Origin of the sequence: Stieleria neptunia, from assembly GCF_007754155.1 — a bacterium.
GTDB classification, from domain to species: domain Bacteria; phylum Planctomycetota; class Planctomycetia; order Pirellulales; family Pirellulaceae; genus Stieleria; species Stieleria neptunia.
This window is the reverse complement of record NZ_CP037423.1, coordinates 5,676,613-5,700,466: the sequence shown is the minus strand read 5'-3', so window position 1 is coordinate 5,700,466 and position 23,854 is coordinate 5,676,613. Positions and strand designations below refer to the sequence as shown.

The 23,854-nt window shown below is 60.3% G+C and carries 14 protein-coding genes; 3 read left to right on the top strand and 11 right to left on the bottom strand.

Annotated features, from left to right (window positions below):
- From Enr13x_RS19730 to larC, 3 genes are all read right to left on the bottom strand, one after another.
- Positions 1-729: efflux RND transporter permease subunit (locus Enr13x_RS19730; RefSeq protein WP_145392499.1), on the bottom strand; the 729-nt coding region annotated here is incomplete at its 3' end.
- Positions 726-2,495: an efflux RND transporter periplasmic adaptor subunit gene (locus tag Enr13x_RS19725; RefSeq protein ID WP_197455215.1), complete on the bottom strand. Its 1,770-nt coding sequence runs from the start codon at positions 2,493-2,495 to the stop codon at positions 726-728. The genes Enr13x_RS19725 and Enr13x_RS19730, both read right to left, overlap by 4 nt.
- Positions 2,496-2,581: 86 nt before the next feature.
- On the bottom strand, positions 2,582-3,769 hold the full coding sequence (gene larC / locus Enr13x_RS19720) for a nickel pincer cofactor biosynthesis protein LarC (RefSeq protein ID WP_145388650.1): 1,188 nt from the start codon (positions 3,767-3,769) through the stop codon (positions 2,582-2,584).
- Positions 3,770-4,091: 322 nt separating this feature from the next.
- On the opposite strand from larC, the gene ykgO reads away from it, so the two are divergent.
- Complete coding sequence (gene ykgO, locus Enr13x_RS19715; protein WP_094417406.1) at positions 4,092-4,244, top strand: type B 50S ribosomal protein L36; 153 nt, start codon at positions 4,092-4,094, stop codon at positions 4,242-4,244.
- Positions 4,245-4,387: 143 nt separating this feature from the next.
- Here the strand turns inward: ykgO and Enr13x_RS19710 are convergent, their stop codons facing one another.
- From Enr13x_RS19710 to Enr13x_RS19685, 6 genes are all read right to left on the bottom strand, one after another.
- On the bottom strand, positions 4,388-6,190 hold the full coding sequence (locus Enr13x_RS19710) for an arylsulfatase (protein WP_145388649.1): 1,803 nt from the start codon (positions 6,188-6,190) through the stop codon (positions 4,388-4,390).
- Positions 6,191-6,453: 263 nt separating this feature from the next.
- Positions 6,454-7,269, bottom strand: a complete 816-nt coding sequence (locus Enr13x_RS19705; RefSeq protein ID WP_145388648.1) for a glycosyltransferase family 2 protein — start codon at positions 7,267-7,269, stop codon at positions 6,454-6,456.
- Complete coding sequence (locus Enr13x_RS19700; protein ID WP_145388647.1) at positions 7,266-8,945, bottom strand: ArnT family glycosyltransferase; 1,680 nt, start codon at positions 8,943-8,945, stop codon at positions 7,266-7,268. The genes Enr13x_RS19705 and Enr13x_RS19700 overlap by 4 nt, the downstream gene beginning before the upstream one ends.
- An 89-nt stretch (positions 8,946-9,034) precedes the next feature.
- A complete protein-coding gene (locus Enr13x_RS19695) occupies positions 9,035-9,817 on the bottom strand; it encodes a hypothetical protein (RefSeq protein WP_145388646.1) in 783 nt (260 codons plus the stop codon).
- Between the two features lie 246 nt (positions 9,818-10,063).
- Entirely contained in the window at positions 10,064-10,594 is a 531-nt protein-coding gene (locus tag Enr13x_RS39015; protein WP_231743655.1) for a thioredoxin family protein, read from the bottom strand.
- A gap of 186 nt (positions 10,595-10,780) precedes the next feature.
- Positions 10,781-12,913: a hypothetical protein gene (locus tag Enr13x_RS19685; protein ID WP_145388645.1), complete on the bottom strand. Its 2,133-nt coding sequence runs from the start codon at positions 12,911-12,913 to the stop codon at positions 10,781-10,783.
- A gap of 204 nt (positions 12,914-13,117) precedes the next feature.
- Between Enr13x_RS19685 and dgt the strand changes: the two genes are divergently transcribed.
- Together dgt and Enr13x_RS19675 are read left to right on the top strand one after the other, a co-directional pair.
- Positions 13,118-14,260 carry a dGTP triphosphohydrolase gene (dgt, locus tag Enr13x_RS19680; RefSeq protein ID WP_145388644.1) on the top strand — a complete coding sequence of 381 codons (1,143 nt, stop codon included), beginning with the start codon at positions 13,118-13,120 and terminating at the stop codon, positions 14,258-14,260.
- Positions 14,261-14,549: 289 nt separating this feature from the next.
- Positions 14,550-17,333, top strand: a complete 2,784-nt coding sequence (locus Enr13x_RS19675; RefSeq protein ID WP_145388643.1) for an SHD1 domain-containing protein — start codon at positions 14,550-14,552, stop codon at positions 17,331-17,333.
- Positions 17,334-17,720: 387 nt separating this feature from the next.
- Here Enr13x_RS19675 and Enr13x_RS19670 read toward each other — a convergent pair whose 3' ends face one another.
- Both Enr13x_RS19670 and Enr13x_RS19665 read right to left on the bottom strand, forming a co-directional pair.
- A complete protein-coding gene (locus Enr13x_RS19670) occupies positions 17,721-22,352 on the bottom strand; it encodes a reprolysin-like metallopeptidase (RefSeq protein WP_197455214.1) in 4,632 nt (1,543 codons plus the stop codon).
- 267 nt (positions 22,353-22,619) lie between these two features.
- The gene (locus Enr13x_RS19665) at positions 22,620-23,753 is read right to left on the bottom strand and encodes an ATP-binding protein (RefSeq protein WP_145388641.1); all 1,134 of its coding nucleotides are present in this window, start codon (positions 23,751-23,753) and stop codon (positions 22,620-22,622) included.
- Between the last annotated feature and the right edge of the window lie 101 nt (positions 23,754-23,854).

Here is a 23,854-nt window from a genome sequence, read left to right as displayed (position 1 = left end):
GATCTCCTCACCGACACGGCCCTTGTTCATTGCCCGCAGCAAGATCTCCTGGCCTTCGGTTTTCAGTTGCCCGCCGGGAAGTTCCACGTTGTGGGCGCGCAGAATGTCGGCGACCTGCGTCAGCGTCAGGTCATGACTGCGGAGCGTCGACTCGGGAATTTCCACGTCGATCTGGTACGGCCGCGTGCCCATGATGGAAGACGACGAGACGGTGGGCAGCATCAGCACGTCGTCGCGGATACCTTCGGCGATTTCCCGCAGCTTCAGTTCCGCTTCCTGCGAGCGGTCTTGGGGGCCGATGATCCCGATGCGGATCGCGGCGTCACGAAACGTGATCTGCTGGATTTGTGGGTCTTCGGCCAACACCGGAAAGCTCGGGATCCGATCGACTTCACGATCGATTTCCGACATCACCTTTTGGACGTTCTGCACATCCGATCGCAGTTCGGCGAGCACGTACGCACCGCCTTCTCGGGCGATCGAGGTGACTTTTTTGATCCCGTTGATCGAGCGAATCGCCTCCTCCACCTTTTGGCAGATCGCTTCTTCACAGTCCTTCGGCGTCGCCCCCGGATAAGGCACCGTCACCATGACGACCTCGAGTTCAAATTCCGGAAACACCTCCCGGCGCATTTGAACCAACGAGAGCGCACCGATCGTCATCAGCGCCACCATCAAGACATTCATACCGGGCGCGTTGGTGATCGCCCACGTGATCAGTCGCTTCATTCTTGAATCTCGGCTCGCGCGGGCAGCCCTTCTGGCGGAATCGAATCGAGTGGGGAAACCACGACATAGTCGCCGGCCGCCAAGTCCGACGTGTCCGCTTCGCAAACCCAAACACGATCGGGCGACTGAAGCGAGGGGGCCAAATTCGGGTCCAGTACCCGCGCGTCTCGCAACCGCAGCGAGTCGATGGGAAAGACGGTTTGCGAGTATCGGACCAAGCCCGCGTTCCAGGCGGCGGGGTCGAAGGGCTGGTCCTGCGGTGCTTCCGATTCGTCGCCGGGTTGTGGAGCGTTAGCGTCCGTTGCCGGGGTGGCAACCACCGTCGACGGAGCCGCTTGGGCCGCCTTCTTTGCCGCGGCAACCTGTTCGGTCAGCACCGCCTCGTCTTCGTGGAATTTCCAGACGCGATTGCCGGGGCGAAGGGCTTTGGCGGGAATCACGACCAGTTCGGACTGGGGGCGCAGTTGCAATCGCACGCGGACGAACATGCCGCGTAACAGAGCATTGGTACGATCGGCGATTTTTTCGCGACCTTTTTCGTCGATGTAATGCGTCGGGTCATCGACCAGCAAACGAACCGGCACGGTGCGGGTGTTGGGATCGATCCCGATTCCGTCGTAGGAAACCAGGGTGCCGTTCCAGCGATGCACGGTGCCCTCACGTCCCGCGACTTCGTACTCGATGATCGCTTCGGTCGCGGGCAAATCGTATCCCGCCGATTGGCCGGTCGGTTCCTGATCCGATCGCCGTTTCTGGTCCAGCACCCAGTGCAGTTGATCCATCCGCATGCTGGCGGCGACTTCCACTTTTTCCGTGTCCTCGATCGTCACCAGCGTGGCGCCGCGATTGACAAAGGAATTGACGTCGGCTTGCTCGCTGACGATCACGCCGCTGATCGGGGCGACGATGGTGCAGCGTTTCAGATTGACTTCGGCCGCCCGCAGCTGTGTCGCGGCGAGTTGTTCGGCGGCTTCGAGACGCAGGCGTCGCGAACGCAGCAGGTCGAGCTGGTTTTCCCACGTGACGAGTTGTTGATTGGCTTGCAGCAGCGCGCTTCGGGCTTTGTCGACTTCCGCTTGGCTGGCGAACGTTTTCAGTGCCGCCTGACGATCGACTTCTTTCTGTTGCAATTTCACGTCTTCGCGAGCGATCTCGATCGAACGTTGCGTGTTGGCAATCTCTTGATCGTTTTCGCTGATCGCCCGGTATTCGCGATCCCGTTGGTTCTTCAGTCGCTCGACTTCCAACTCGTAGTCTTGCGGATCGATTCGCATCAGGACTTCCCCTTGCGTGACGATCGATCCGGCTTCGCAGTTGGCGGATTTTTCGATCACCGTCCCGGCGACTTCCGATGCCACACGTGCCTCGCGAAAGGGAACGACCGTGCCGTCGATCACCAGTTCGAGTTGTTGACCGGTTTCGGCGAGCGAGCGGACACGTTCGACGCGGGTCGCCGGCAACGATTGAAGCACCGCGGTCGGCGACGTGTCCGGCGGGGGAACCGGTTTCGCTTCGGCAACCCCCAGGGTGCGAAAGATCAAAACACCGGCGAGCACCAACAGGATGGGGATCGCAACGTTGTACAGCAGGAACAGGTCCCAGCGTTTGGGTCTGGCGAATTCGTGCGGCGAAGCGGCGGAGTTGACCACGTCGTAGCCACTTTGATCGCCGACCCTGGCAGACGCGTGAGGCAAGCCTTCCTCGCCCCTCTTCCGGGCGGACACCTCGGTATCATCGGCGTATTCAGATTCTGTCGTCAGTGGCATCGGCAGACGGCCCATCCGTTGAAGTCAGGAAGACAAGAAAAGTCGTGTCGGCAGAATTATAGCTCGAAGGCCAAATTTTAGGCCCCCTACAAACCGGCTTCGGCGAGTTGACGGACCTCCATCGTCGACAACGAATGCTGATCCGCCAGGCGCCGCGCATCGTCATCTTCGACTTTGACGCGTTTTTTCCCGCCCGGCAACGTGACCGATTTCGCCTGGACCGGCCCCAACGCGGTGTTGATCGTGATCGACTGCCGCGGCAACGTGTCACGGTCGGCGACGTAGCGTCGGATTCCGATCGAGGGGGTGTGTTGAAAGATCAGCTCTTCCAGTCTGGCGATGTTGTCCGGACGCGTCATCACCGACAGCACCACGCCGCTTCTGCCTTTTTTCATCGTGCAGGGCGTTTGCGTGACATCGAGCGCCCCGGCGTCCATCAACCGGTTGGCACAGTCGGCGATCTGCTCGCCGGTCGCGTCATCCAGATTCGTCTCCAGCACCACGACCTGGTCGTGGTGGGTGTGGGCGTGCCCGCCGGCGGATTCGTTGGCGTGGCGATGACCGAGCAGGACGCGGAGCATGTTGGCCTGGTCGGGCAAATCCATCGTGCCGGCCCCGTAACCGATCGAGTCGACGATCATGGAGGGAATCGGCCCAAACTCGGTGCACAGTTCCTTGAGGATCGCCGCGCCGGTCGGCGTGGTCAACTCTTTGGCGATCGAACAGGGAGCGATCGGGATTCCGCACAAGATTTCGGCCGTCGCGGGGGCCGGGACCGCCACCAGCCCGTGATCGATCTTGACCGATCCGGTTCCCGTCGGAACCGGCGACGCCATCGCCGAAGTGATGCCCAAACCCGTGATCGCCACCGCGGCCCCGACGATGTCGGCGATCGAATCGATGGCCCCGACCTCGTGAAAATGGACTTTTTCCAGCGTCGTTCCGTGCACCTTGGCTTCCGCGACCGCGACATGGCCGAAGATCCGTTTGGCCAACGCTTTGGCCGCCTGGTCGATTTCGCCGGCCGAATCGATCATGTCCGTGATGTGGTGCAGGTGCCGGTGGGCGTGCTCGGGAGGATGGTTGATTTGAACCGAAACGGCACGAAACCCGCATTTTTTGACGTCGCTGGTCGTGATCGACAGATCCGGCAACCCCATCGACCGAATCGCCGCCTGGATCGCCGCCGCATCGGCCCCCAAATCGATCAAGGCCCCCAGCGTCATGTCGCCGCTGATCCCGCTAAAGCAATCAAAGTAAGCAAATCGTGTCATCGCTGGCCAAAGAGTGATTGGGAATGGGTAGGGAATCGGTAGGGTACCCCAGGGCATTCGCATGCCGTAGTGCCCCCTTGCCAAGGACGCTGATCACCCCAGAAAGCCCTGGCCACGGCCACCCAGGAATTCGCCGAGAAAAGGGAGCGGAAAGTGATTGCTCTGGACAGGGTCACAGGGTCGCTATACACAGTCCACGAAGGTCGTTATACTCCGCGACCCTCAAAGCGACCATGGATCGCGAGAACCCGGAGAGAGGCTTCGGGGCATAGACACAAATTACCAGCGTTCTTTCGAGAGCGCCACCCGGTGAGAGATTCCGATGAAAGTTGTCAGCAGCATTGGCGCACTGAAGTATCGCCACCCCGATTGCCAAGTCGTCAAACGTCGTGGTCGGGTCTACGTGATTTGCAAGAGCAATCCGAAATTCAAAGTCCGTCAGGGCGGCGCAAAGGTCAAAAAGACCCGTCGCTAGGGTTTCCTTGTGGGATAGGCTTCCAGCCTGTCATGCACGAAGGGTGATAGGCTGGAAGCCTATCCCACTTTGAAGCAAGTCCAACGAATCGGCAGTGTTATGCTGCCGATTTTTTGTTTGCGCTGCCGGGGTGACTGCGACGTTTAGATTTTTTCGACGTAGGCGAAATAGGCGCCGAAGACTTCTCCGGAGTCCGTTTCGAAGGTTGCCGTCATCGTCGTCGTTTCGGGATCCAGATCCAATTCAAAGACGACTTCTTTAGCGCCTTCGGGAACCGTTGCCGACTTTTCGACGCCGCCGATTTTTAGCGTGGCCTTCGCTGCCGCGACGGGCTTGCCAGGCGTTTCGCGGTACGCCTTTTGGCCGGGCACCGGTGCCCCGGGTGCCAGCGGACTGGTGATCGGGCGATCGATTTCTTGCGGCCAACGACGCAATCGAACCACGTACTTGCCGCCCTCGGTGATCTTGACGTTCCAAAATCCGGTGTTGGCGGGGCCGTTCATCGCCGCCCGGACTTGGCTTTGATTCCAAGGTGTCATCCGCGTGGTGATCCAATCGTGGCTGGTCAATCGGGCCGGGTTGTCGGCGGGGTGCCCCAGGTAGATCGCCGTGGATTGGTCAAAGGTCGGCTCCAGTTCCGCCCACCAACTTTCATAGAAACTTCTTAGTCGCGTGACGACATCTGGGTGCTGGGACGAGACATCGTTCTGTTGCCCGGGGTCGGCGTCGATGTCGAACAACTCTTGTCCGTTGCACAATCGCCAACGGTCGGTCATCACGGCCGAGCTTTTCCATTTGATCGGATCTTTGACGCGTTGCGAGTCGGTGACCAGGATCCGATCCGGCCAATCGGTCGCACGATCAAAGATCAACGGGGAGATGTCGACGCCGTCGAAGCGAACGCCTTGTGGCGGGTCGACACGGCACATCGAAATCAGCGTCGGCAGCACATCGACGTACCCGGTCAGCGTGTCGACGTCGCGGCCGCCGACCAGATCAGCGTCGGGCCAACGAATGAACAACGGGACGCGGTGCCCGCCGTCATAGTGGCTGCCTTTCTTGCCACGCATTCCGGCATTGAACACCTTGTCGCCGGCGGAGGTGCCGTTGTCCGTGGTGTAGATGAAGATCGTGTTGTCGGCAATCTTCAAATCTTCCAAGAGCCCGAGCAACTGTCCCACGTTCTCGTCGATGTTGGCGATCATGCCGTAGAAATTTGCCAATCCCGTGCCCTGGCTGGCATACGGCTCGCTGTACTTTTTGGGGGAATGCATCGGGCCGTGCGGCGCGTTGGTGGCGATGTAGGCCAGGAAGGGTTTGTCGGCCGAATGCGAATCACGAATGAACTGTTCGGCATAGTCAAAGAACACGTCGGTGCAAAAGCCATTGACCGGAGTCACCGTGCTGTTGTGCCAGTAGGAACCGTCGAAGTAGGCGTTGTCCCAGTGATCCGGTGTCTGGCCGACTCCACCGCCGCCGTGCCGCATCACTTCGGTAAAACCGCGGTCTTCGGGGCGATAGGGATAGTTGTCGCCCAGGTGCCACTTGCCGAACATACCGGTCGCGTAGCCAGCCGCGGAAAAGACGTCTCCCATGGTGACCTCGTTTTCTCGCAACATCGAACGGCCCATGATCGTGTGCCAGACTCCGGTCCGATTGGTCCAGTGACCGGTCAGGAAGGCACAGCGAGTCGGCGAACAGGTCGGCGCGACGTGATAATCGGTCAGCCGGACCGAATCGCGATGTAGTTGATCCAGGTTGGGTGTTTGCAGAATCGGGTTCCCATGGCAGGACAAATCGCCATAGCCTTGATCGTCTGTGATCACGATCACGACGTTGGGTCGAGTTTGTTGCGCGGAGGCCGAGTCGGCCAGAACACCGAGAGCGGGCAGGGCAAGCGCAGCGAGCAAAACTGCGGGTGCCGGGCATCGGAATGGAAACTTCATTTTCGATGAATCTCGAGGAGTGGGGAGCAGAGGGATCGGGCAGGTCGTTGAGTTCTGCAGAGGGTGCGGTGCCGCACGTTTCAGGTGCGACACAGGGGACCTGAGATCGATATGGATCGCCATTGGCTGCGTCACCGACCGAGGTCAATGTGCGGCAGGTCACCGATAGTTTACCTGCCCTCGGGCATCGGGATCTACACACCGCCGGTAAAACGTCTTGTTCAGGCCCCGACTTATTCAGGCCCCGACCGCGCGGCAAATCGTCAGGCCTCGGGAATGACCTCGATCGCCGTGTCCAGATGTCTCTGCCGCTCGGCGACGACGTCATCGGACATCAGCACGCGTTGAAAAAACAGCATCAGTAACGTGCACAAATAGCGGCGTCCCATTTCGCGCATCCGCAAATTGGTGGAGCCCCATGTCCGGCCTTCCCAGCGGATCGGGATTTCCTTGATCCGGTGTCCGCTGATCAGGGCGCTGAGTGACATTTCCAGCGTGATATTAAAATGGCAGGCGCGATACGGCCCGCAATGATCGACGACATCGGTCCGATACGCCTTGAACGCATTGGTCAAATCGTTCATCGGCGTCCAGAACATCCACTGGATCGCTTTATTGACACAGCGATTGACCCACAATTTAACAGTCGGATAGCGCTTGACTTCGGCGCCTCGGATGAACCGCGACCCGAACACGCAGTCGTACCCTTCTTGAATCGTTTCGTAATAGCGCAGCGCGTCTTCGGGGTGATCGGACCGGTCCGCCATGTAGATAATCACAACTTTGCCGCGAACGAATTGCAGCCCGCTGCGGAGCGCGCGGCCGAACCCGCCGGGCGGCTGGCGCCGGACCAGTCGGATCGACGGCCAACGCTCGCGACGTTTCAGCACCTCGGCTTCGGTCGCATCGCTACTATTGTCGTTGACCACGATGACTTCGGTGTCGATCCCCGACTGATCGACCAACAACGTCATCAGTTCCTCCAAACAGGGCCCGATGTTTTCCTGTTCGTTGTACGCAGGGATGACAATCGACAATTGGCGGTTGCGTCGCTGAACGCCTTCATCGTGGCTGATCATTCGCTGTCGCCATCGGGTGGAATGGAATCGTGGGGTTCTGCGAGGTGGACAGGTGCCGGCCGATACAAATCCACAAAACAGTTTTGGGGAATTTCACGGTTCCCGATCCGCCGTACGTGAAAACCGTCGTATTGGTTTGCCCAGCCCGCGTCGTCACCTTCCCAGGAGAGCAGCAAGTACGTGTAGGGAATCGGTTCGTCCCCCCAGTATTGCTCACGTTCCTGGCACAACCGCGTCTCGCGACCACTCAAATAAACGTCAAACACATAAGACAAATCAGCGTAGAAAACACCTTCTCGCGGCAATTCGTCGAGCACGCCATCGATGAATGCAGGCGCATAGACGGTCGGATCTTTCCAACGCGACAAGTAAACCCATGTGGTGCGAAGTCCGGCTCCGGGAAGCAACATCAACACCACCATTGCCAACAGCGTCCCGCTCACAACCGATGCGCGTCCGGCACGTGGGAACGAACTGTCATCGGCCGCCGCATTCACGGAGCGAAACGCGCTAGTGCTTGATGGGCCGCAACCTGCCTGGAAACGGCGATCACCGAAACGCCTGGCAATGAATCCGTCGATCCCGACGACGGCGATGGCGACGATCCAAACGAAGGGGTAGATCCAATAACCCTTGGTCGGGTGCAATCCGGCGACGGTGGCGGTCAGGAACACGCTCGACCAGACCAGCGCGATCAAACCCTTTCGCTCTGACGCAGAAAGTGTTCGCTGTTGCCAGAACAACGCGGTTCCCAAGACCAGTCCCAATGCAATCAGCAGACACTGAAGGGGACCGGCAAATTCATACAGCAAACGGGCGTGATGGATCATCGAAGGGATCGGCCAAACGATTCGAGCCGGCAGCCCCGGACCGGCCCGATCGAGCACGTTGGCAAAAAACTGGCTGCGAAATTCATAGGGATACGACACGATCAGCGGAATCCACCATGAAATGACCAACGCGTTTCCGGCAATGAACAGCGCCGCACGTTTGGCCTTGTGTCCGACGGTCGCCGCCCCCAACAGCATCGCGACTCCGCCCTGCATCGCAAACACAAGCGCGAACGGATGAAACAAACCCGCCAACCCCGACAGCGCACCGCTGGTGAATGCCCAGCGACCGTCCCTGGCCGGCGCGTTTCTCAACATCTGCCACGCCGCGATGACGGACAGCCATCCCGCGACGGCGCAAAGCAGATCGGGACGTGTGGTCAGCCCGGTAAACAAAAGCGGTCGAGACAGGGAAACGATCAGTGCCGCCGCGCCGGCCGCCGGCGTGCTGCCCCCGATGCGCTTGACGATCCAAAACACGATCGCGATCGTCGCCAGACCGGCCAGAAACAGCGGCAGCCGCGCGGTGGCGTAGCCCGGCGGAAAGATCGCAAAGAAGGGGGCCTGGACGTAGAACAAACCCGGCGGAAGCGCCATCAGGCAGACATCCGCGTTTTCAAACAACGTCGCGCGGTTGCGGGTCGGAACATACGGAATACGCGGAATGCCTTCGCGCCAGACCGTCAATCCTGGAACGGCGAACCATTGTTCGTCCTGCATACCGGGTTGATGGATCAGCGTGGGGAGTCGCAAAACGACAAACAGCAACATCGGCGCGGCCAACCAGGCCAACGCCAGCAGCGGCCGACGGTCCGGCCGACAGCGCGGATGACAGTGCCGACTCACGACAAAATCTCCAACCCATCCGGCGACCGCAACGCGAACTCGGCGGTTTTGTCCAAGATCATGTCGGTCGTTCGTTGCGGATTCAACCGCTACACCTGTTGGCTTTTAGCAAACAGGGCACCGGCGATACCGCCAAGGATGATCATCACCAAGAATGCACCGATCCGTGACTTCGGTTTTTGGAACACGAAATAAAACAGATAAACAATGGTGCAGCACAGGAAACCGACTTTCTTGTCCTCTTTGAATCCTTCGACGATCAGCTTGACCAGGGCGCCGAACGCGACCAGTGCACATGCCGATCCGGCCAACTGCAGGAAGGTCTGCATCGCGTTAAAATTGTCTTGCCCCGTGGTGCGGTTGGCGGACATCACGGCCATCACCGCCAATCCCGTCGCACTGGCCAAGATGAACAGGATCAAGCCGAGCATCCACCAGGGCATGCCGGCGCGCTCGGTCATGTCCTTTTGCATCTTGTCCGCACGACGCATGTCTTCGGCCGCTTTCTGTAGCGCCAGTGTTCCCGTCGAGATGTCGACGCCGGGTGTCAGGTGACCACGCACCGACTCGCCGGTGGTTTTATTGAAACCACATTTGGTGCACAGCACCGCGTCGGCCGCCATGGCGGTCCCACACGACGGACAGACCGCGGCGATGTTGGTCCCGAACCCTTCTTCGTCGAACAGATCGTTCATCGGGTTCCCGGCCGCAGTCGTACCGACCGCCTGGGCCGAAGGAGCGGCGACTTGCTGGGCGGACGCCGCGGGAACCTTGATCCCTTGCCCACAAGCGGGGCACTTGACCGCTTTACCTGCGAATTGATCTTTTACCGCGAGAGCTTTCCCGCACTGGCATTTGATTTGAATCGGCATGGAGGCAACGAACGAAAACGTGGCATGGAAATCGGCAACCCAACAATTTCCTTATTGTCCACGTCAGCTTCGGGTCTGTCTACTCGATTCAAACCGGGCCGGTTGGAATCAGTCCGCATTTCCCCCAAACTGCGTCGCCGATCGGCAAAATCCGGAAAACCGCTCGGAACCATCGGACGGCGTTGTTCGACCCAGAGGCCCCTCGGCGGGCCCCTCGGCTCGGATCAGGTATCCGGGCGATAAAGATCACTCGAAGAATGGGTTGGCCTGAACCACCGATGATTTGGACGATCGCTTTTTCCCTGCCAGGGCTTCGGCCGAAGCGTTCTCGTTGATCCATGCGGCCAAGTCGTCCGCCGATTGGTACCCCACCGCGTCGGCGATCTTGCGACCGTCCTGCAGCAAGATCAAACGCGGAATGCTGCTGACCCCATAGCGTTCGGCCATCTCCGGACGCTCGTCGACGTCGATTTTACGGATTTCGACCGGCAGACTGGTCCGCCCCAGTTTGCGGAGTTCTTTGTCGATCATCCGGCAGGGCGGGCACCACGGGGCACCAAATTTCATCAGCACCAACTTCGGGCTCGAACCCGACGCCGGGTTCGGATTCAAACGCCCCTGCCCGGACGCGTCCGTGGCCGACGCATCGGTTTCGATTTGCGACTCGTCCGCGGAACGTGTGGCGTCTGAAAGCGTGGTGAGTCTGAAATCGGACGACGACGCCAAATAAATCAAGCATCCGACAGACAACAGGGCCAAGGGGACAAGGAATTTCATCTCAAATCAACGTCGTACTGGAGGGGAAGTACTGGGGGGATCCTACTGGGGGCTCAATTCCCGGCGGCGACAACAAGGCCAACCTGCGTTATCGGAACTTAGACCACGTTTCGGTCCGCCGCATTAGAGAAATGGCCAGTTGTCGGCGAGTCCCGCCAGGCGGGCTGCCGCCCAACGCGGCCTCGACTAGAGCGCGTCGTCGAGCATGCGAGGCAATTGACGCAGCACAAAACGGGGCAGAATGGCGACGCATTTCTGGCTTGTCGGATCGACCGCAACCGCACCGATGATCTGCTCGTTCACGGCCGCCCCCTGCAGCACCATCCCCACGCGCTGTTGCGTCTCTTGGGAGCCGGCGGCATCGTCAAACCAAATCACGACGGGAAACCGATCGAGTGAGGCATCCGATCCGATCCACCAATGCTCGGCATCGACCACACGCGCCAGCATGTCCTCGGGCTCGAGCAACTGTTTCAGCGCATCGGCGGCGGAAACCCCTTCGCCGGTTCGCGGCATGCGTTTGTCGGTCGGTTTTAAATCGCGGCGTGCGGCGTCCTGCCAATTGACATAGCACGTTGCTCCATTGAGTTTTGCGAGTTGCCGAACCAGCGCCGCCAAGGTCGCCGCTTGAATTCGCGGCGGTCCCGAAACACCGGCTTGCAGTTTCGGCCACGCGTTGACTTGGTCCTCGTACGTCCCGCCCCATCGGGCGAAAATCGCGTCGGGCAGTTTTCCTGGCGCCCCCCGTGCCCGTCGGATCGCCTCGCATACGAACACGGCCAATTGCGCCGGCCCACCTTCGGTCGGAATCGTCACCTCGGTGGGATCACCGTCGGTTTGCCCCAGCAACGCTCGGGCCACGGTGACGGCAGAATCGTTTTCGGGCGCCAGATCACTCAGATCCAACAGCTCGGCGACGGCTTGATTGAATTTTTCGTCGGTCGGACGCAGCGTGATCGTGCGGGCGTTTTTGTCGAACGTGCAATCGGTCGCCGCACAAACCGCCGTCAAAATGTCTTCCACCGTCGGCCAGCCCTTGGGCAGCGGGACGCGCGAGTTGATCGGTATGCCGACGATGTCAAAGGAAACCCATTCGACTTCGATTGGCACCCCGCTGAGTTGGCTGAGCAGCAACATCAAATCGTTCAGCGGATAACCGTTCGGATCCGAGGTCTGCATCGCCACGGTCAACCCCAGGGCTTGCCGCATGTTGGCCGCATCTCTCGGGTCGAGTGCGACTTCCAAATCAACGTCCACCTCGGCGGCGCGATCCAATTGAATTTCGTCGATGGTTTCCGGAGCCGGTTGGGTTTCGGTGAATTGCGGTCGACCGATTCCGCCCAGCCCGTTGAGCAGCCCTTGCAATTCTTTGGGCAACTCCGTCAGCGTACCGGTCTCGTCGGTCGATTCGGGGGCGTCCCCAAGCGGCGGTGTTTCAAGCGGCGCCGAGGGCAGTTGCGTCATCCCGTCCAATGGGCTGGCCGACAGCAGCGGACTGTCGGTCAACAGGTCGCCCGGCGGGGCGGCGTCTTCGTTCGCCCGATCTGTTTCGACCGGCGCCCTGTCCGCCGCGTCATCACTGGGGTTGCCCGAGTCAGCGGTCCCCGGCGGTTCGTCGTCGGCAGCGGAGGCATCAGCGGTTGGATCGGTCACCGTCTGGTCGGTGTTTGCCCGGTCGTCGGTGTCGGCTGTGGCGTTGCCTGTGTCCGGTGTCGCGTCGGGCGTCGGTTGAGCAGGGTTGTTTTCCGGCTCGGCGACGGCCGTGTCGGCCCGCTGGGATTGGGCGGTACTCGAAAGGCTTCGGCGTACGACGGCGAACAGGACGGACGCAGAAACAATGCTCGCCAGAACGACGGCGACCAGCATCGCGATGCGACGTGAGCGGGCATTTTTTTGACTGTGCCAATCCGGTGGCGGCGCGGCAGGTTGTGGAGCGTTCGGGTCGCCGGGTGCTGCGGTGCCCGAGGACCGGGGGGGGGCCGAGGACTGCGGGGTGTCCGAGGACTGATGGGAGCGCGTCGGATCCGATCCGACGACCGGTGGCGGCTCGGCGAATCCGCCCGCGGGCTCGGTCGCGGGCGCCTCTGAATCCGGCCCGTCTGACTGGCTGATCGAATCTTCCGTCAAGGCATTGCTGTCGACGAGGTGGGTTCCCACCGCGATCGGGGCGGCGCCCGCCGGATCCGTCTTCGGTGGTGCCAGCTGAACCATCGACTGACACTTGGGACAGCTCACGATGCTGCCGACCAGTTCCGGGCGGCTGACGCGCAACCGGCTGGAACAGGTCACGCAGGTGACGGAAAAGGGCTGGAAATCCAAGCGGCAGGTCCTTCAGGGACGGTGGAATTCGACTTCAGACCCTCTATGTTACCATGCGATTGCGGGGACTCGACACATTGGTGTGGGCGAGATTCGCACGGTTCACTAGGATTGCAGCTCTAGCGATGACCTACACTCCGATAACCCCCTGGAAAACCAGACTCGAAACGACGCCCACTGGAACGGATTTTCTTGATCACAACGATGCTGGACACTCGGCGATATGACGACCGCGAGCACATGTTGCTCGCCAGTTTCGCGATGCGCAGCCGAGACACTCGGGGGCGCCGGTATGCGGAACCCGATCATCCCTATCGTGGCCCCTTCGCGCGTGACCGCGATCGAATTCTCCACAGCAGTGCCTTTCGGCGGCTGTCGGGAAAGATGCAGGTGTTCACCGGCGAGATGGGGATCTACCATCGAACCCGGCTGACCCACACGTTCGAAGTCGCATCGATCGCACGCACGATTTCGCGTGTCCTGCGGCTCAACGAAGACCTGACCGAGGCCCTGGCGCTGGTCCACGACATCGGGCATCCGCCGTTCGGGCATTGCGGCGAAGACGCATTGAGTGAATGCATGCAGCCGGTCGGCGGGTTCTCCCACAACGGGTTTGCCCTCGTCATCGTCGAGCAACTCGAACAGCGTTACGCGACATTCCCGGGGCTGAATCTGTCGTTGGAGATTCTGGACGGGCAAGACGTGCGGGCCCACAAGGCGGAAGCCGCCGTCGGCCGCAGCCCGCTGTTGGAAGTCCAGCTGGTCGACGCCGCGGACTCGATGGCCTATGACGCCCACGACGTCGACGACGCCCTGCAAATGGGATTGTTGTCGATGCACGAGTTGATGGAGCTGTCGATTGTCCGGCGCGCGATGGAATTGGTTCGCGAAAAACAAGGCACCGATCGACTTCGCGAAGAACGTCAACTCTTGGTACACGAGCTGATCGATCTGCAAGTGACCGACTTCCTGAGCGAAGCCACCGAACGCGTGGTGGAGTTCCAAGGCCAGAGCGTCTCGGAGGTCCGCGATGCGGGACTGAGACTGGGACACAGTGATCAATTGGCACGTGAACGGGCCGAGTTGGAATCGTTTTTGTTCGAAGCGGTGTACCGTCATCCGCGGCTGATTCCCGTCCGCCGTGCGGCCTACCATCGATTGCAGGACATGTTTGAAGTGCTGCGGCACGATCCGTCACGATTGCCGCTACGATTTCGCCGCCGCTGTGAATCGCATCCGATCGAAACCGTCGTCGGCGAATACCTTGCCGGCATGACCGACTCGTTTTGCAACGCCCAATACAAATACGCGACCGACGGCAGCACCGGCCCGCTGGCCGACTGGTAACCATCACGTGATCTCGTTCGGGCACCGTTCCCAGGCGATAAAGTGGGGTAAGCATCCTGCTTGCCATCCGCGCCGGCTCTGCCGGCGCACCGATGACGGCCCGGGAGGCGGGAGCCTCCATGACACCGTGTTCCCAGGCAGGAGCCTGGGAACAAGGCGAAAGTTCTCGTCGTCCCAGCGGCGTCAGGGAACCATTCGCGTGATTCCGCTATCTTAGTGCCATCACCCCCAGGTGGTTCCGAAGCGAACGATCCCCCCCTTCTCCTTCCCGACTGCCCTGCTTCATCCGATGAGACCGATCAGTTCCAGGGTTGCTCGACAAGCAGCCTGCTGTTTCCTGCTGCTATGGTTGTCCTGTGGCACGCTGCACGCCCAACGCCCCTCCGACGCGATCGCACCGGTCCGCGTCGGTGATCAGGTCGAAGTCCAGTGGTTTCGGACTTGGTACCCCGGCACCGTGCAGTCCTATTCCGAGGGCACCGTCAACGTCCAATACGATCGCGGCGGCGGACGGATGACCACCGGCGAATTTAAATTGGAGGACACGCGTTTTCCCAACGGAGAAGGCGCGTGGATGGTCTGGAAAGACAGTTCAGGCAAGTTCAGCGTCGAAGCACGCTACCTCTCTCGCACCAAAACGGAAGTCAAGATCCGCAAGGCCGACGGATCGGAAATGACCATTCCGATCGACAAGCTTTCCTCCGAGTTGCGGAAACAAGTGCTGAAGGTCCCGGTCACCGGCAACGAAAACATGATCGACGGTGCCAATCCGGTTCGCGTCGGCGACCAGATCGAAATCGAGTACTTTTCCAAATGGTATCCCGGCGTCGTCAAACGCGTCCTGCCCGGTCAGGTGGAAGTCGACTACGACTACGGTTCCTTCAAACGGGAAGGAACGTTTCCGTTGGCGGAAATCCGGTTTCCAAACGGCGAGGGCCGGTGGCGGCTTTGGACCGATGCCTCCGAACAATTCAAAGTCGTCGCGCGCTACATTTCACGCACCCAAGACAAGGTGACGATTCGCAAGGAAGACGGTTCGGACGTCACGATTCCCATCGCACTTCTGTCACCCAATTTGCGCAGCTTGCTGGCCAAGACGCCGATCACGGGCGAAGAAAACAAGATCGATGGCGCCAACCCGGTGCGTGTGGGGGATCAAATCCAAGTCAAGTATTGGTTCCAGTGGTACGACGCCGTGGTCACCAAGGTGCTTGCCGGCGAGGTCGAAGCGCAGTTCAAACGCCACAATCGTGATTTGACCGAACGGATCAAGTTGACCGACATTCGTTTTCCCAATGGCGAAGGCCGTTGGCGCGAGTGGTCCGATGCCTCGGGCAGTTTCACCGTGATCGCCCGATTCATCAGCCGCGACGAAACCCATGTCACGATTCGAAAGGAGGATGGGACCGACTCACGCGTCGAAATCGACAAATTGAATCCGACCCTGCGTCGGCTGCTTGCCGAGACGCCGATCATCACCCCGCGGCCGAGAAACTTTGATTTTCAATCGCCGCGCCAAGAGCTTGAAGTTTCCGCCCAGGCTGCGGATTTGGAGCAATTGGTGATCTCTGCCTCCGCCGCGACGCAACCCGTGTTCGGCACCGGCGGCACCGGATTCGCGATCTCCAAAAGCGATTCCGTTTCGGCGGCCATTCCCGTCGGCGGTGAATCGCAATGGGTTGCCGTGGGCGCGTTCTCCAAGAACAGCAGCCGCAGCGGGGGCGAAACACGACTGTATTGGGCCAGCCCCAAAACGAAAGCGGTGGTCGAAGGCCCGGTGTTCCTCGATGACGAACGGATCGTTGATTATTCGGCACAGCAATCGCGTCTGTTGAATGTTCAAGTCGGCGGATATTGGAGCCAACCGATTCGATTCTGCACCTATCGCGTCGGCGTCGGCGAAACCACGGCGCGGGCCGAAGCCAGTTGGGAGATCCCGGAGTCGAAAGGTTCCTTCGGACGACGCTCGCAGTACATGGCCAAACTGATCGGCGGCAGTCGATTGTTGTTGGGCAACGACGCCTCCGTTTCGCTTTACGATTTTGCCACCCGAGAAATCGTCTACTCCATCTCGGGCGTGTACGAGAATCGGTTTTACCTGCACCCCAGTGGCGAATTCTTTGCGGTGATGGACAACAGCGGCGGCGTCGGCGTGTTCGAGATCGATGGCGGCCGGCAATTGGCGTATCGCGGCGGCGGGCGAACCTATGGCGGCGGCGTCGGTTTCAGCCAAGACGGCCGACACTTGTTGACCGTCAGCGGCAGCGAAATCTCCGTCTGGGATTTGTTCGAAGGCGGCCAACCCAAAACGCTTCGGCAAGGCGGCCTGGCCGTCGGTCCGGCAACGCCGATCAGCATGCTATCGGGCGGTTGGATCTCTGCCGGTTCCCAGATCTACAGCACGGGATTGAAGCTGGTCGTTTGGAACTACGTCGGCAAAGGCGTCTCGATCGCCGATCGCCAGATGCTGGGACGACAAATGTTGGTCGCCGCCACCACCAGCGTTTCCGGCCAAGCCCACGCCCTGGTCGGCGTCGCGACGGTGCCCCACCAAGACGCGATCGAACTGATGAAAAAAGTCGATCCCGATTCGCTCGTGATGCTCAAACCCGGACTGGGCGTTCGCATCGAAGCGAGCGGCGATTCCCGGATCGCCCAAGGGTTGCGACGGGCCGCGGCGGCGCGTGGATTTCGCGAAGACCCGAGTTCCGAAGTCATCTTGAGCGGATCGGCGGGGCCGGGCAAACCTGAAAAACGCACCTATCAACTGACGTCGTTCGGGCGGATCGGCGGCCGTCAAACCGAAGAACACACGGTCACGCCGTGGATCCAGAAAGTGGAGATCCGGTACCGCGACCAATACGCCTGGGGAACCCAGCAAGGCGGCGTGCCGTACTTTGTGTCGTTCAAAGAAGGCGGCTCGCTCGGTGCGGAGCTGCAGAAATCATCACAGTCCTCCTACGACATGTTCAACAATTTAAAGTTACCCGAGGAACTGCTTTATCCACGCTACCAACATGGCCTGGGCACCACCGAAATCACCATCAACGGTTTCGTCGACAAAGCCAACTAGCCGCGTAAGCCGCCAAGTGGCGTAAGCTTCCAGCTTGCGACCCCAACAGCTGCCTCGCAGCGCGTCCACCGCCCCACATCACCGATCGCCCCGTTTCGTCAACACGTTGAAGCATTCATTTCCGAGTGTTCGACGAAGTGTTAGCGGCAGGGCGCGAGCCCTCCGGTCTTTGAATCTGAAATCAGCCCGCTCGCGGGCTGTTCCGCCACGAAACGCTTCACCGTTGCACGGGGCAGGTTGGCGTGCCAAGCGGGGGGGCAGGCAAAGCCTGACCGACGCAAGCTGGAAGCTGATGCCACGCGGATCGCAAGCTGGAAGCTTATGCCACGCGGATCGCAAGCTGGAAGCTTACGCCACGCGGATCGCAAGCTGGAAGCTTACGCCACGTTAGAACAGTTGGGTTCCGAATCGGTTGATGAACTCGGATCGATCGACGGCCTTCTTTTGGGGTTTGGCATCGAAGTCGAACAGGGAGCTTTGACCGGCGGTCTCGTCGTCAGCGAAGAAGCGGTCGCTGTCGGTTCCGTCGACGTCACGATCTCCATCGCTGTCGCCGAACAGGCGAAAGAAATCATCGGTCGCGTTGACACCGTAGCCGGCGCCGTTAGCATCGATGCCCAGCTTCGCTCCCTCGATGGTCAGCCGGTACTCGCCATCGACCAACATCGCATCAACGTTGCGTTTCTTTCGCGAGATCGCTTCGACCAGCTCGGTGCCCGTGAATTTCAAAACGACCACTTGTTGTCCGGCGATCACATCCGAACGGACGACCTCCAGCCCGACCCGGGTTCCACGCGACCGTCCGCTCGTCGACTCGAGGATGAAACTGTCGTCGGTGACCGCTCCGATCGGGACGCTCGTGGGGCCGCTGAACGTCACACGAATCTTGCGAATCACGGACCGTTGGCCGGTGCCGTCGGGGCTGTGATTCAATTCGGAATCGGCGTCTTCGTTGAAGTAAACGACGCTGTAGACCTGCGGCGCGGCCCCGCCGGGATCGTCGTTGCGAATCGTGGCCGTCGCTTCGGCAGCGGCGCCCGTCTGGTAGTCATCGTCTTCGGCCAAGGTCAACGTGACCGACTCGTCCGGTTCGACGACGGAATCCGCCGTCGGCGTCACCGTCACCGTCGTGGTCGATTGGCCGGCGGCAAAGGTTGCGGTATGGACGGCGTCGGCGTTGTAGTCGTTCGCGAACGTCGCATCACCGGCGAGATCAAAGTGGATGTCCAGTGCGGGCGAGTTCGTGACAACATTCGTCCGCGTCAACGTGAACACGATCGATTCGGCCGCGTCTTCGTGGACCGTGGCCGGATCCGCCGCGACCGTCACCACGCTGACGTCATCGTCGGCGATCGTGGCCGTCGCATTGGAATCTCCGATCACGAATTCGGATACGCTGGGGTTGGAGATTTGGGCGTCGATCGTTTCCTCGGTTTCGACAAACGCATCGCCCATCACGCTAACGGTGATTGAACCGACCGACGCACCATCGGGAACGCTGATTTTGGCGTCGCCTGGGATTGCGGCGTAGTCCTCTCCGGACGTCGCACTGCCGGTCAACAAATCATCCATGTCAAACGTAATGGGTGATCCCGTTTCGTTGGGGCGGCTCAGCGTGACCGTGTAGACGACGTTCACCGGACCGTTTTCGTCGCCGTGGGTCGTGACCGATAGATCGGCGGTCCCCGGGGGAACGGGGGGGATTTCCTGTATCGCAGCTCCGCTGATCAAACTGTAATCGGCACCCGAATCGCGAGTGACCGTGATTTGAATCTCGCCTGCCGCGTTGGACGTCGCGCGAACCGCGTCGTCGGCGAGGGTGCGGGTGACATCGACACTGGCGCTGTTGATCAGCAACTGATTGACCGAGGGGGCCATGACAAACGGCGATTGTGCCACCGACGCCCCCGACACGGTCACCGATTGGCCGATGGGATTGCCATACGGCCATTCGGCAAACAGCCAGACGTCGTATTCGGTATTGGGAGCCAGATCAGACCATGTCATGGTGATGCCCGAGGTGCTGAACCATCCGCCGGCGAGTTCGGCCAGAGACGTCGGATGGTCCGGTAGCGATCCGAGGGGAAAATCGTCGTACTTCCCAACACCGCCCGCGAGATGGATCGACAGATCGACGGCCGTCATCGAACCGTCTTCATCAACCAGATCGACAAAGTTGCCGGTCGAGGGATTGGTCGCGATGTTCCAGTTCGCAGGCGCTAAATTGGGGGCGGGCGAATCTTCAAAGTCGATGCCTATCAAGGGTGACTGCAGATCGTCGCTGGCGGTCACGGGTAACAAGCGATCGCCCACGACGCCGTAGTCCGAATCGGTCGTCGACGCTGTGTCGACGGACAGCCGCACACGAACCGATTGTGCTCCGTCGGCTTCGCCGTCGGCGACTCCATGGACCGTCACGGTCTGGGGCGTGTTCCAGTTCGTCGCATCAAACGTCAATGTGCTGGGCGTCACCGAGGTTTCCGTCACATCTTCGTTGGAGATGTCAATCACGACCGTTCCGGTGGGCGGTTTCTTCAAGACGACATCGAACGAGTCGCTGGTTGCGGAATCCGAAACGGTCGTCTCGTCGTCGGTTTGAATCACGCTGATTCCGGCGATGTCCGGCCCCACCTCCTGAATCGCGGCGGCGCTGATCGCGGGGGCCTGCGACAGGCCGCTGGTATCAAAAATTTCCAATCGGATTTCACCGTTCGCGTCCGCCTGAGCCATCACCCGGTCGTCTTCGATCGGCTTGGACGAATCGGCTAGTCCCTGATTGACCAACAAACCGCTGCCGAGCGCGGAGGTGTTTTGGATCACGGGATCGGGTGAGACGGCGGCGGAAATCCGAACCTCCTGGATGGCATTTCGCCCGCCAATGAAGTTCTCCGTCAGGAACGTGTAGAGGTTGTAGTCGGTGAACGGCGTCAGCCCGGTCCAAGTCAATCTGACATAGTCGCTGCCGCTGATCACGCCGTCGACGCCATCGAGCGGGGGTGAGTGCAGGGGAAAAACGGGCGGCGTGGCGGTCGAGGAACCAAGACTCGGGCCGGCCTGGAACTCCAGTCCGATCGACGAAACGGATCCGTCTTCACGTGGCAGGGTCTGCAAGTCCGCCGAGAACACGCCGACGATTTCCGTCCAATGAAGTGGGGCGCCGGACTGGATGTCAAAATCCACGCCCACGACCGGCTGCAATTCGTCATCGGCGATCGTGACGGCGACGGAATTGCCGATGCCCCCGAGCGGATAGGCTGGGTCAGTGCTGGCGGAAACCGAATGGGTGATCGATCCGCCGTGCACGCCTTCTTGGATCGTATCGTCCACGCCGCGAACGTAGATCGTCGCCGCCGTCATGTCGGTTCGTGTGACGGTCACGCTGGGCGTGAAGGTCACGCCGTCGGTACTGACCTCGGTTTGGGAGTCGGCGTTCACGGTGACATCGACCGGTCCGGTCGGCGTCGTGTTCAGCGCGATCGTGTAGCTGTCGATCGGCGAGCTTCCCAACAACCCGTCTTCGCCGACCCGCGTGTTGCCATCGCTTTGCGTCACCGTCAAACCCGGACTGGCCGAGTTCGCGGTGATGGAGAGGTCGGCGTCGGAGATGTCAAAGAAAACATTGCCGTCGGCGCGAACGCGAACACGCGCTTGGCCGGCCGTGATGTTGGGCACCGTGATCGACTCGCTGCCATCGTTCGGCGTGGTCGCAGCCAGCGTCAACGGATAGGTCAGTCCGCCGTCGAGCGACAGGTCGATCACGACGTTTGAAACGTCGATCCCGTTGGCATCCGTCCCGCCGACATTCCAAACGATGGTTTGTGAGGTTCCGCCGGTCCAGCTGACCGCGGTGTTGGGCGAGGTCACCGCGAACGGGGTCCCCGTGTCAACGACCGTCAGCAGAACATCGTCGGAGTGGACTCCGCCGGCACCGTCACGCACCGTCGCGCGAAAGTTCAAACTTCGATCGGTCGTCGGCAAGGCTTCGCCGAGCTGCGCCGTGTTCACATTTGCGGCCAAATCACTGAGACGCGGAAACACGCGGGTCGGATCTTCACCGGGCGGAAACGACCGGAACAACGGGCTACTGCCGTTGTCACTGATCGGCAAACTCATCTCGGGGCCCAGATCGAGTTGCTCCCAGGTGTACGTCAACCTGTCACCGGAATCGGCATCAGATCCCGTTGCGGTCAACTGAAACGGCGTACCGGCGGGAATCGTGTAATCGGTTCCGCCGGAGACAACTGGAATGGCATTGCCGCTGGGGGTCAAGGAATCGGGCGGCGCGCTCGATGCGAGAAAACTCTGGATCGATTCAAAGCTTGCGGCGTGAAAATAAGGATCCGAATCGTTTTGCAAATCATCGGCGCCCGAAATCCCCGCGTAGCTCATCAACGTCGTGCCGCTGGCCGGTTCATAAGCGCTGCCGGCGTCCCGATTGTTCTTCGCCGATGCAAACGCGTTGGCATTAAAGGTGTGTTCGGCGTCGAACTGGTGACCGATTTCATGGGCCACCAGTCGGACCCAATCGGCGCCTTGGGGATTGGTGGAGATCGAAGCGCCTTCGCCCTTCCTAGTCGGCGAATTCACCACGCCCAACCCCGCCAGGCCGGCGCCGCCGCTGGTCGCCGTGCCGAAGACGTGCCCGACGTCATAAGCCGAATTGCCCAACTCGTCATCCAGCACCCCGGTGTTTTGACTGAGCATCTCCTCCGTGTTGCCGTTGGTGTAGCCATCGGTCGCGGAGTCGGTGAAGACGGTGTTGGTCCCCGAGACGAGATCAAAATGAATCGAGAGTTCCGCTTCAAAGATCTCATTGACGTCGCGCACGAAGGATTCGATCGCCGCAAACGCATTCGCTTGCCCCCCCAACAACGCCGTGTATTCGGCGGTCGCCGCAATCGCCAAGCGGAAGTTCTGAATCTGGTCGCCGACGCCGATGTTGTTTCCAATCGTCGCCGACAGGACGATGCGATGCTCAAGATTCTCCTTGACCAGCCGCCGTGTGCTCCTGCGTCGCATTCCTGTGCCACGCGTGTGCTTGCTGAGTCTCCGAGACCGCCACTGCCCGCTCATGCCGCATACTCCGGTGATCGTCACTGGGGCAGACATGCCTCTCTCTCGGTCGAGACACACATCCGATCCGCCTTGCCACTTGCCATTGATTTTGGATCATCCATTCAATCCACGGGCCGAAATTACAGTTCCGCCCGTGCAGCGACTTTAATGAATCCGACGGGGGGAAACACGGTACGGGCTGCAAATGACGACTGATTTCCAAAAGATCCGTCAATCGGCGACGGGAAAGGCCATCGCGGCGCGCTGTGCCTGGTCCAGCTGGGGCACGTCTCGGGGCACCACAAATTCGATCTCCGCGCCGCCCGCGTCGGGGTTGCGGGCGAGAATCTGGCCGCCATGTGCTTCCACGATTCGACGACTGATCGACAGCCCCAGCCCGGTCCCGTGTTGCTTGGTCGTGTAAAAGGGTTCGAATGCACGGACCAGAGCTTCGGCGTAAAACGGTTGCCCATCGTTGTGAATGCAGATCCGCACGGCGGCCCGATTTCGGATCGTGGTTCGTTCATGGCTCACGCGGATGTTGACGCGACCGTGTGGCTGGTCAAAGGCATTGTCCAGAATCTGATGAAACACCTCCTGGAACTTGCCGCGGTCGACGCAGGCCAAATCATCGTCGGTGTCGTCCCCCGCGATCTCGATCCGGTTCGCCCAGGCGTCGCATTTTCTTTGCAACTCATCAAACACGCTGTGACACAGGGGGGCCAAGTGGGTCGCGGTTCGACTCAACGTGATCGGTGCTGCGAATCGCCTGACCTCGTCGTAGTTCTCCAGCAGATCGGAAAGGGAACGGCGGATCTTGCGAGACAATTCCAGGTGGCGGTCGCTTTCGCTGAAGTCCAATTCGAGCAGGTCCAGACAGGCAACGGCTCGCTGCAGCGCGTTACGACTCTCGTGCGCCAGACCGCTGATCATCTTGGCGATCGCATCGAACCGTTCGGATTCCAACCGTTGGCCATCGAGCGTGCCCGAGTCGGACCTCGAAAAATTGGCCAGGATCAACGATTCGGATTGTTCTTCAACCGGGACCAACGTGACGTCCACCACCATCTCCGAGCCGTCTTTACAGACAACGCGTTGAGGGCCCCCCTGTTCCATGTCGATCGGTGTCTGTGCCATTGCGTGCGCCGAGTGTGCGTGGTCGTCACGTTGACTGATCTCCGGTAGCAACCCATCAAGTGCTGATCCGGTGATCTCCGAACGCGCATACCCGAACCACTGCTGGACATTCTCGTTGGCAAACAAAATGGTCCCTGCATGGTTCGCAACCACGACTGCGGATGGAGAAACTTCCATCATTTGACGCGTTAGCGAAGAGCTGGAAAAGAGATTTGCGAGTGCATTCATGGTTCGAATCTGCCATGTGAGAGGACTCGTGAACACACCCCCACACCGCACGCAGAGTGCCGAACGAGAGCAAAACTCAAATTTTCTTATTCCAAAAACCG

Excerpts from the sequence above, each read along its gene's own strand:
- Enr13x_RS19710 (WP_145388649.1), bottom strand. The coding sequence starts at position 6,190 with ATGAAGTTTCCATTCCGATGCCCGGCACCCGCAGTTTTGCTCGCTGCG.
- Enr13x_RS19670 (WP_197455214.1), bottom strand. The coding sequence starts at position 22,352 with ATGCGACGCAGGAGCACACGGCGGCTGGTCAAGGAGAATCTTGAGCAT.
- Enr13x_RS39015 (WP_231743655.1), bottom strand. The coding sequence starts at position 10,594 with ATGAAATTCCTTGTCCCCTTGGCCCTGTTGTCTGTCGGATGCTTGATT.
- Enr13x_RS19705 (WP_145388648.1), bottom strand. The coding sequence starts at position 7,269 with ATGATCAGCCACGATGAAGGCGTTCAGCGACGCAACCGCCAATTGTCG.
- Enr13x_RS19665 (WP_145388641.1), bottom strand. The coding sequence starts at position 23,753 with ATGAATGCACTCGCAAATCTCTTTTCCAGCTCTTCGCTAACGCGTCAA.
- larC (WP_145388650.1), bottom strand. The coding sequence starts at position 3,769 with ATGACACGATTTGCTTACTTTGATTGCTTTAGCGGGATCAGCGGCGAC.
- Enr13x_RS19675 (WP_145388643.1), top strand. The coding sequence starts at position 14,550 with ATGAGACCGATCAGTTCCAGGGTTGCTCGACAAGCAGCCTGCTGTTTC.
- dgt (WP_145388644.1), top strand. The coding sequence starts at position 13,118 with ATGCTGGACACTCGGCGATATGACGACCGCGAGCACATGTTGCTCGCC.
- Enr13x_RS19725 (WP_197455215.1), bottom strand. The coding sequence starts at position 2,495 with ATGCCACTGACGACAGAATCTGAATACGCCGATGATACCGAGGTGTCC.
- ykgO (WP_094417406.1), top strand. The coding sequence starts at position 4,092 with ATGAAAGTTGTCAGCAGCATTGGCGCACTGAAGTATCGCCACCCCGAT.
- Enr13x_RS19695 (WP_145388646.1), bottom strand. The coding sequence starts at position 9,817 with ATGCCGATTCAAATCAAATGCCAGTGCGGGAAAGCTCTCGCGGTAAAA.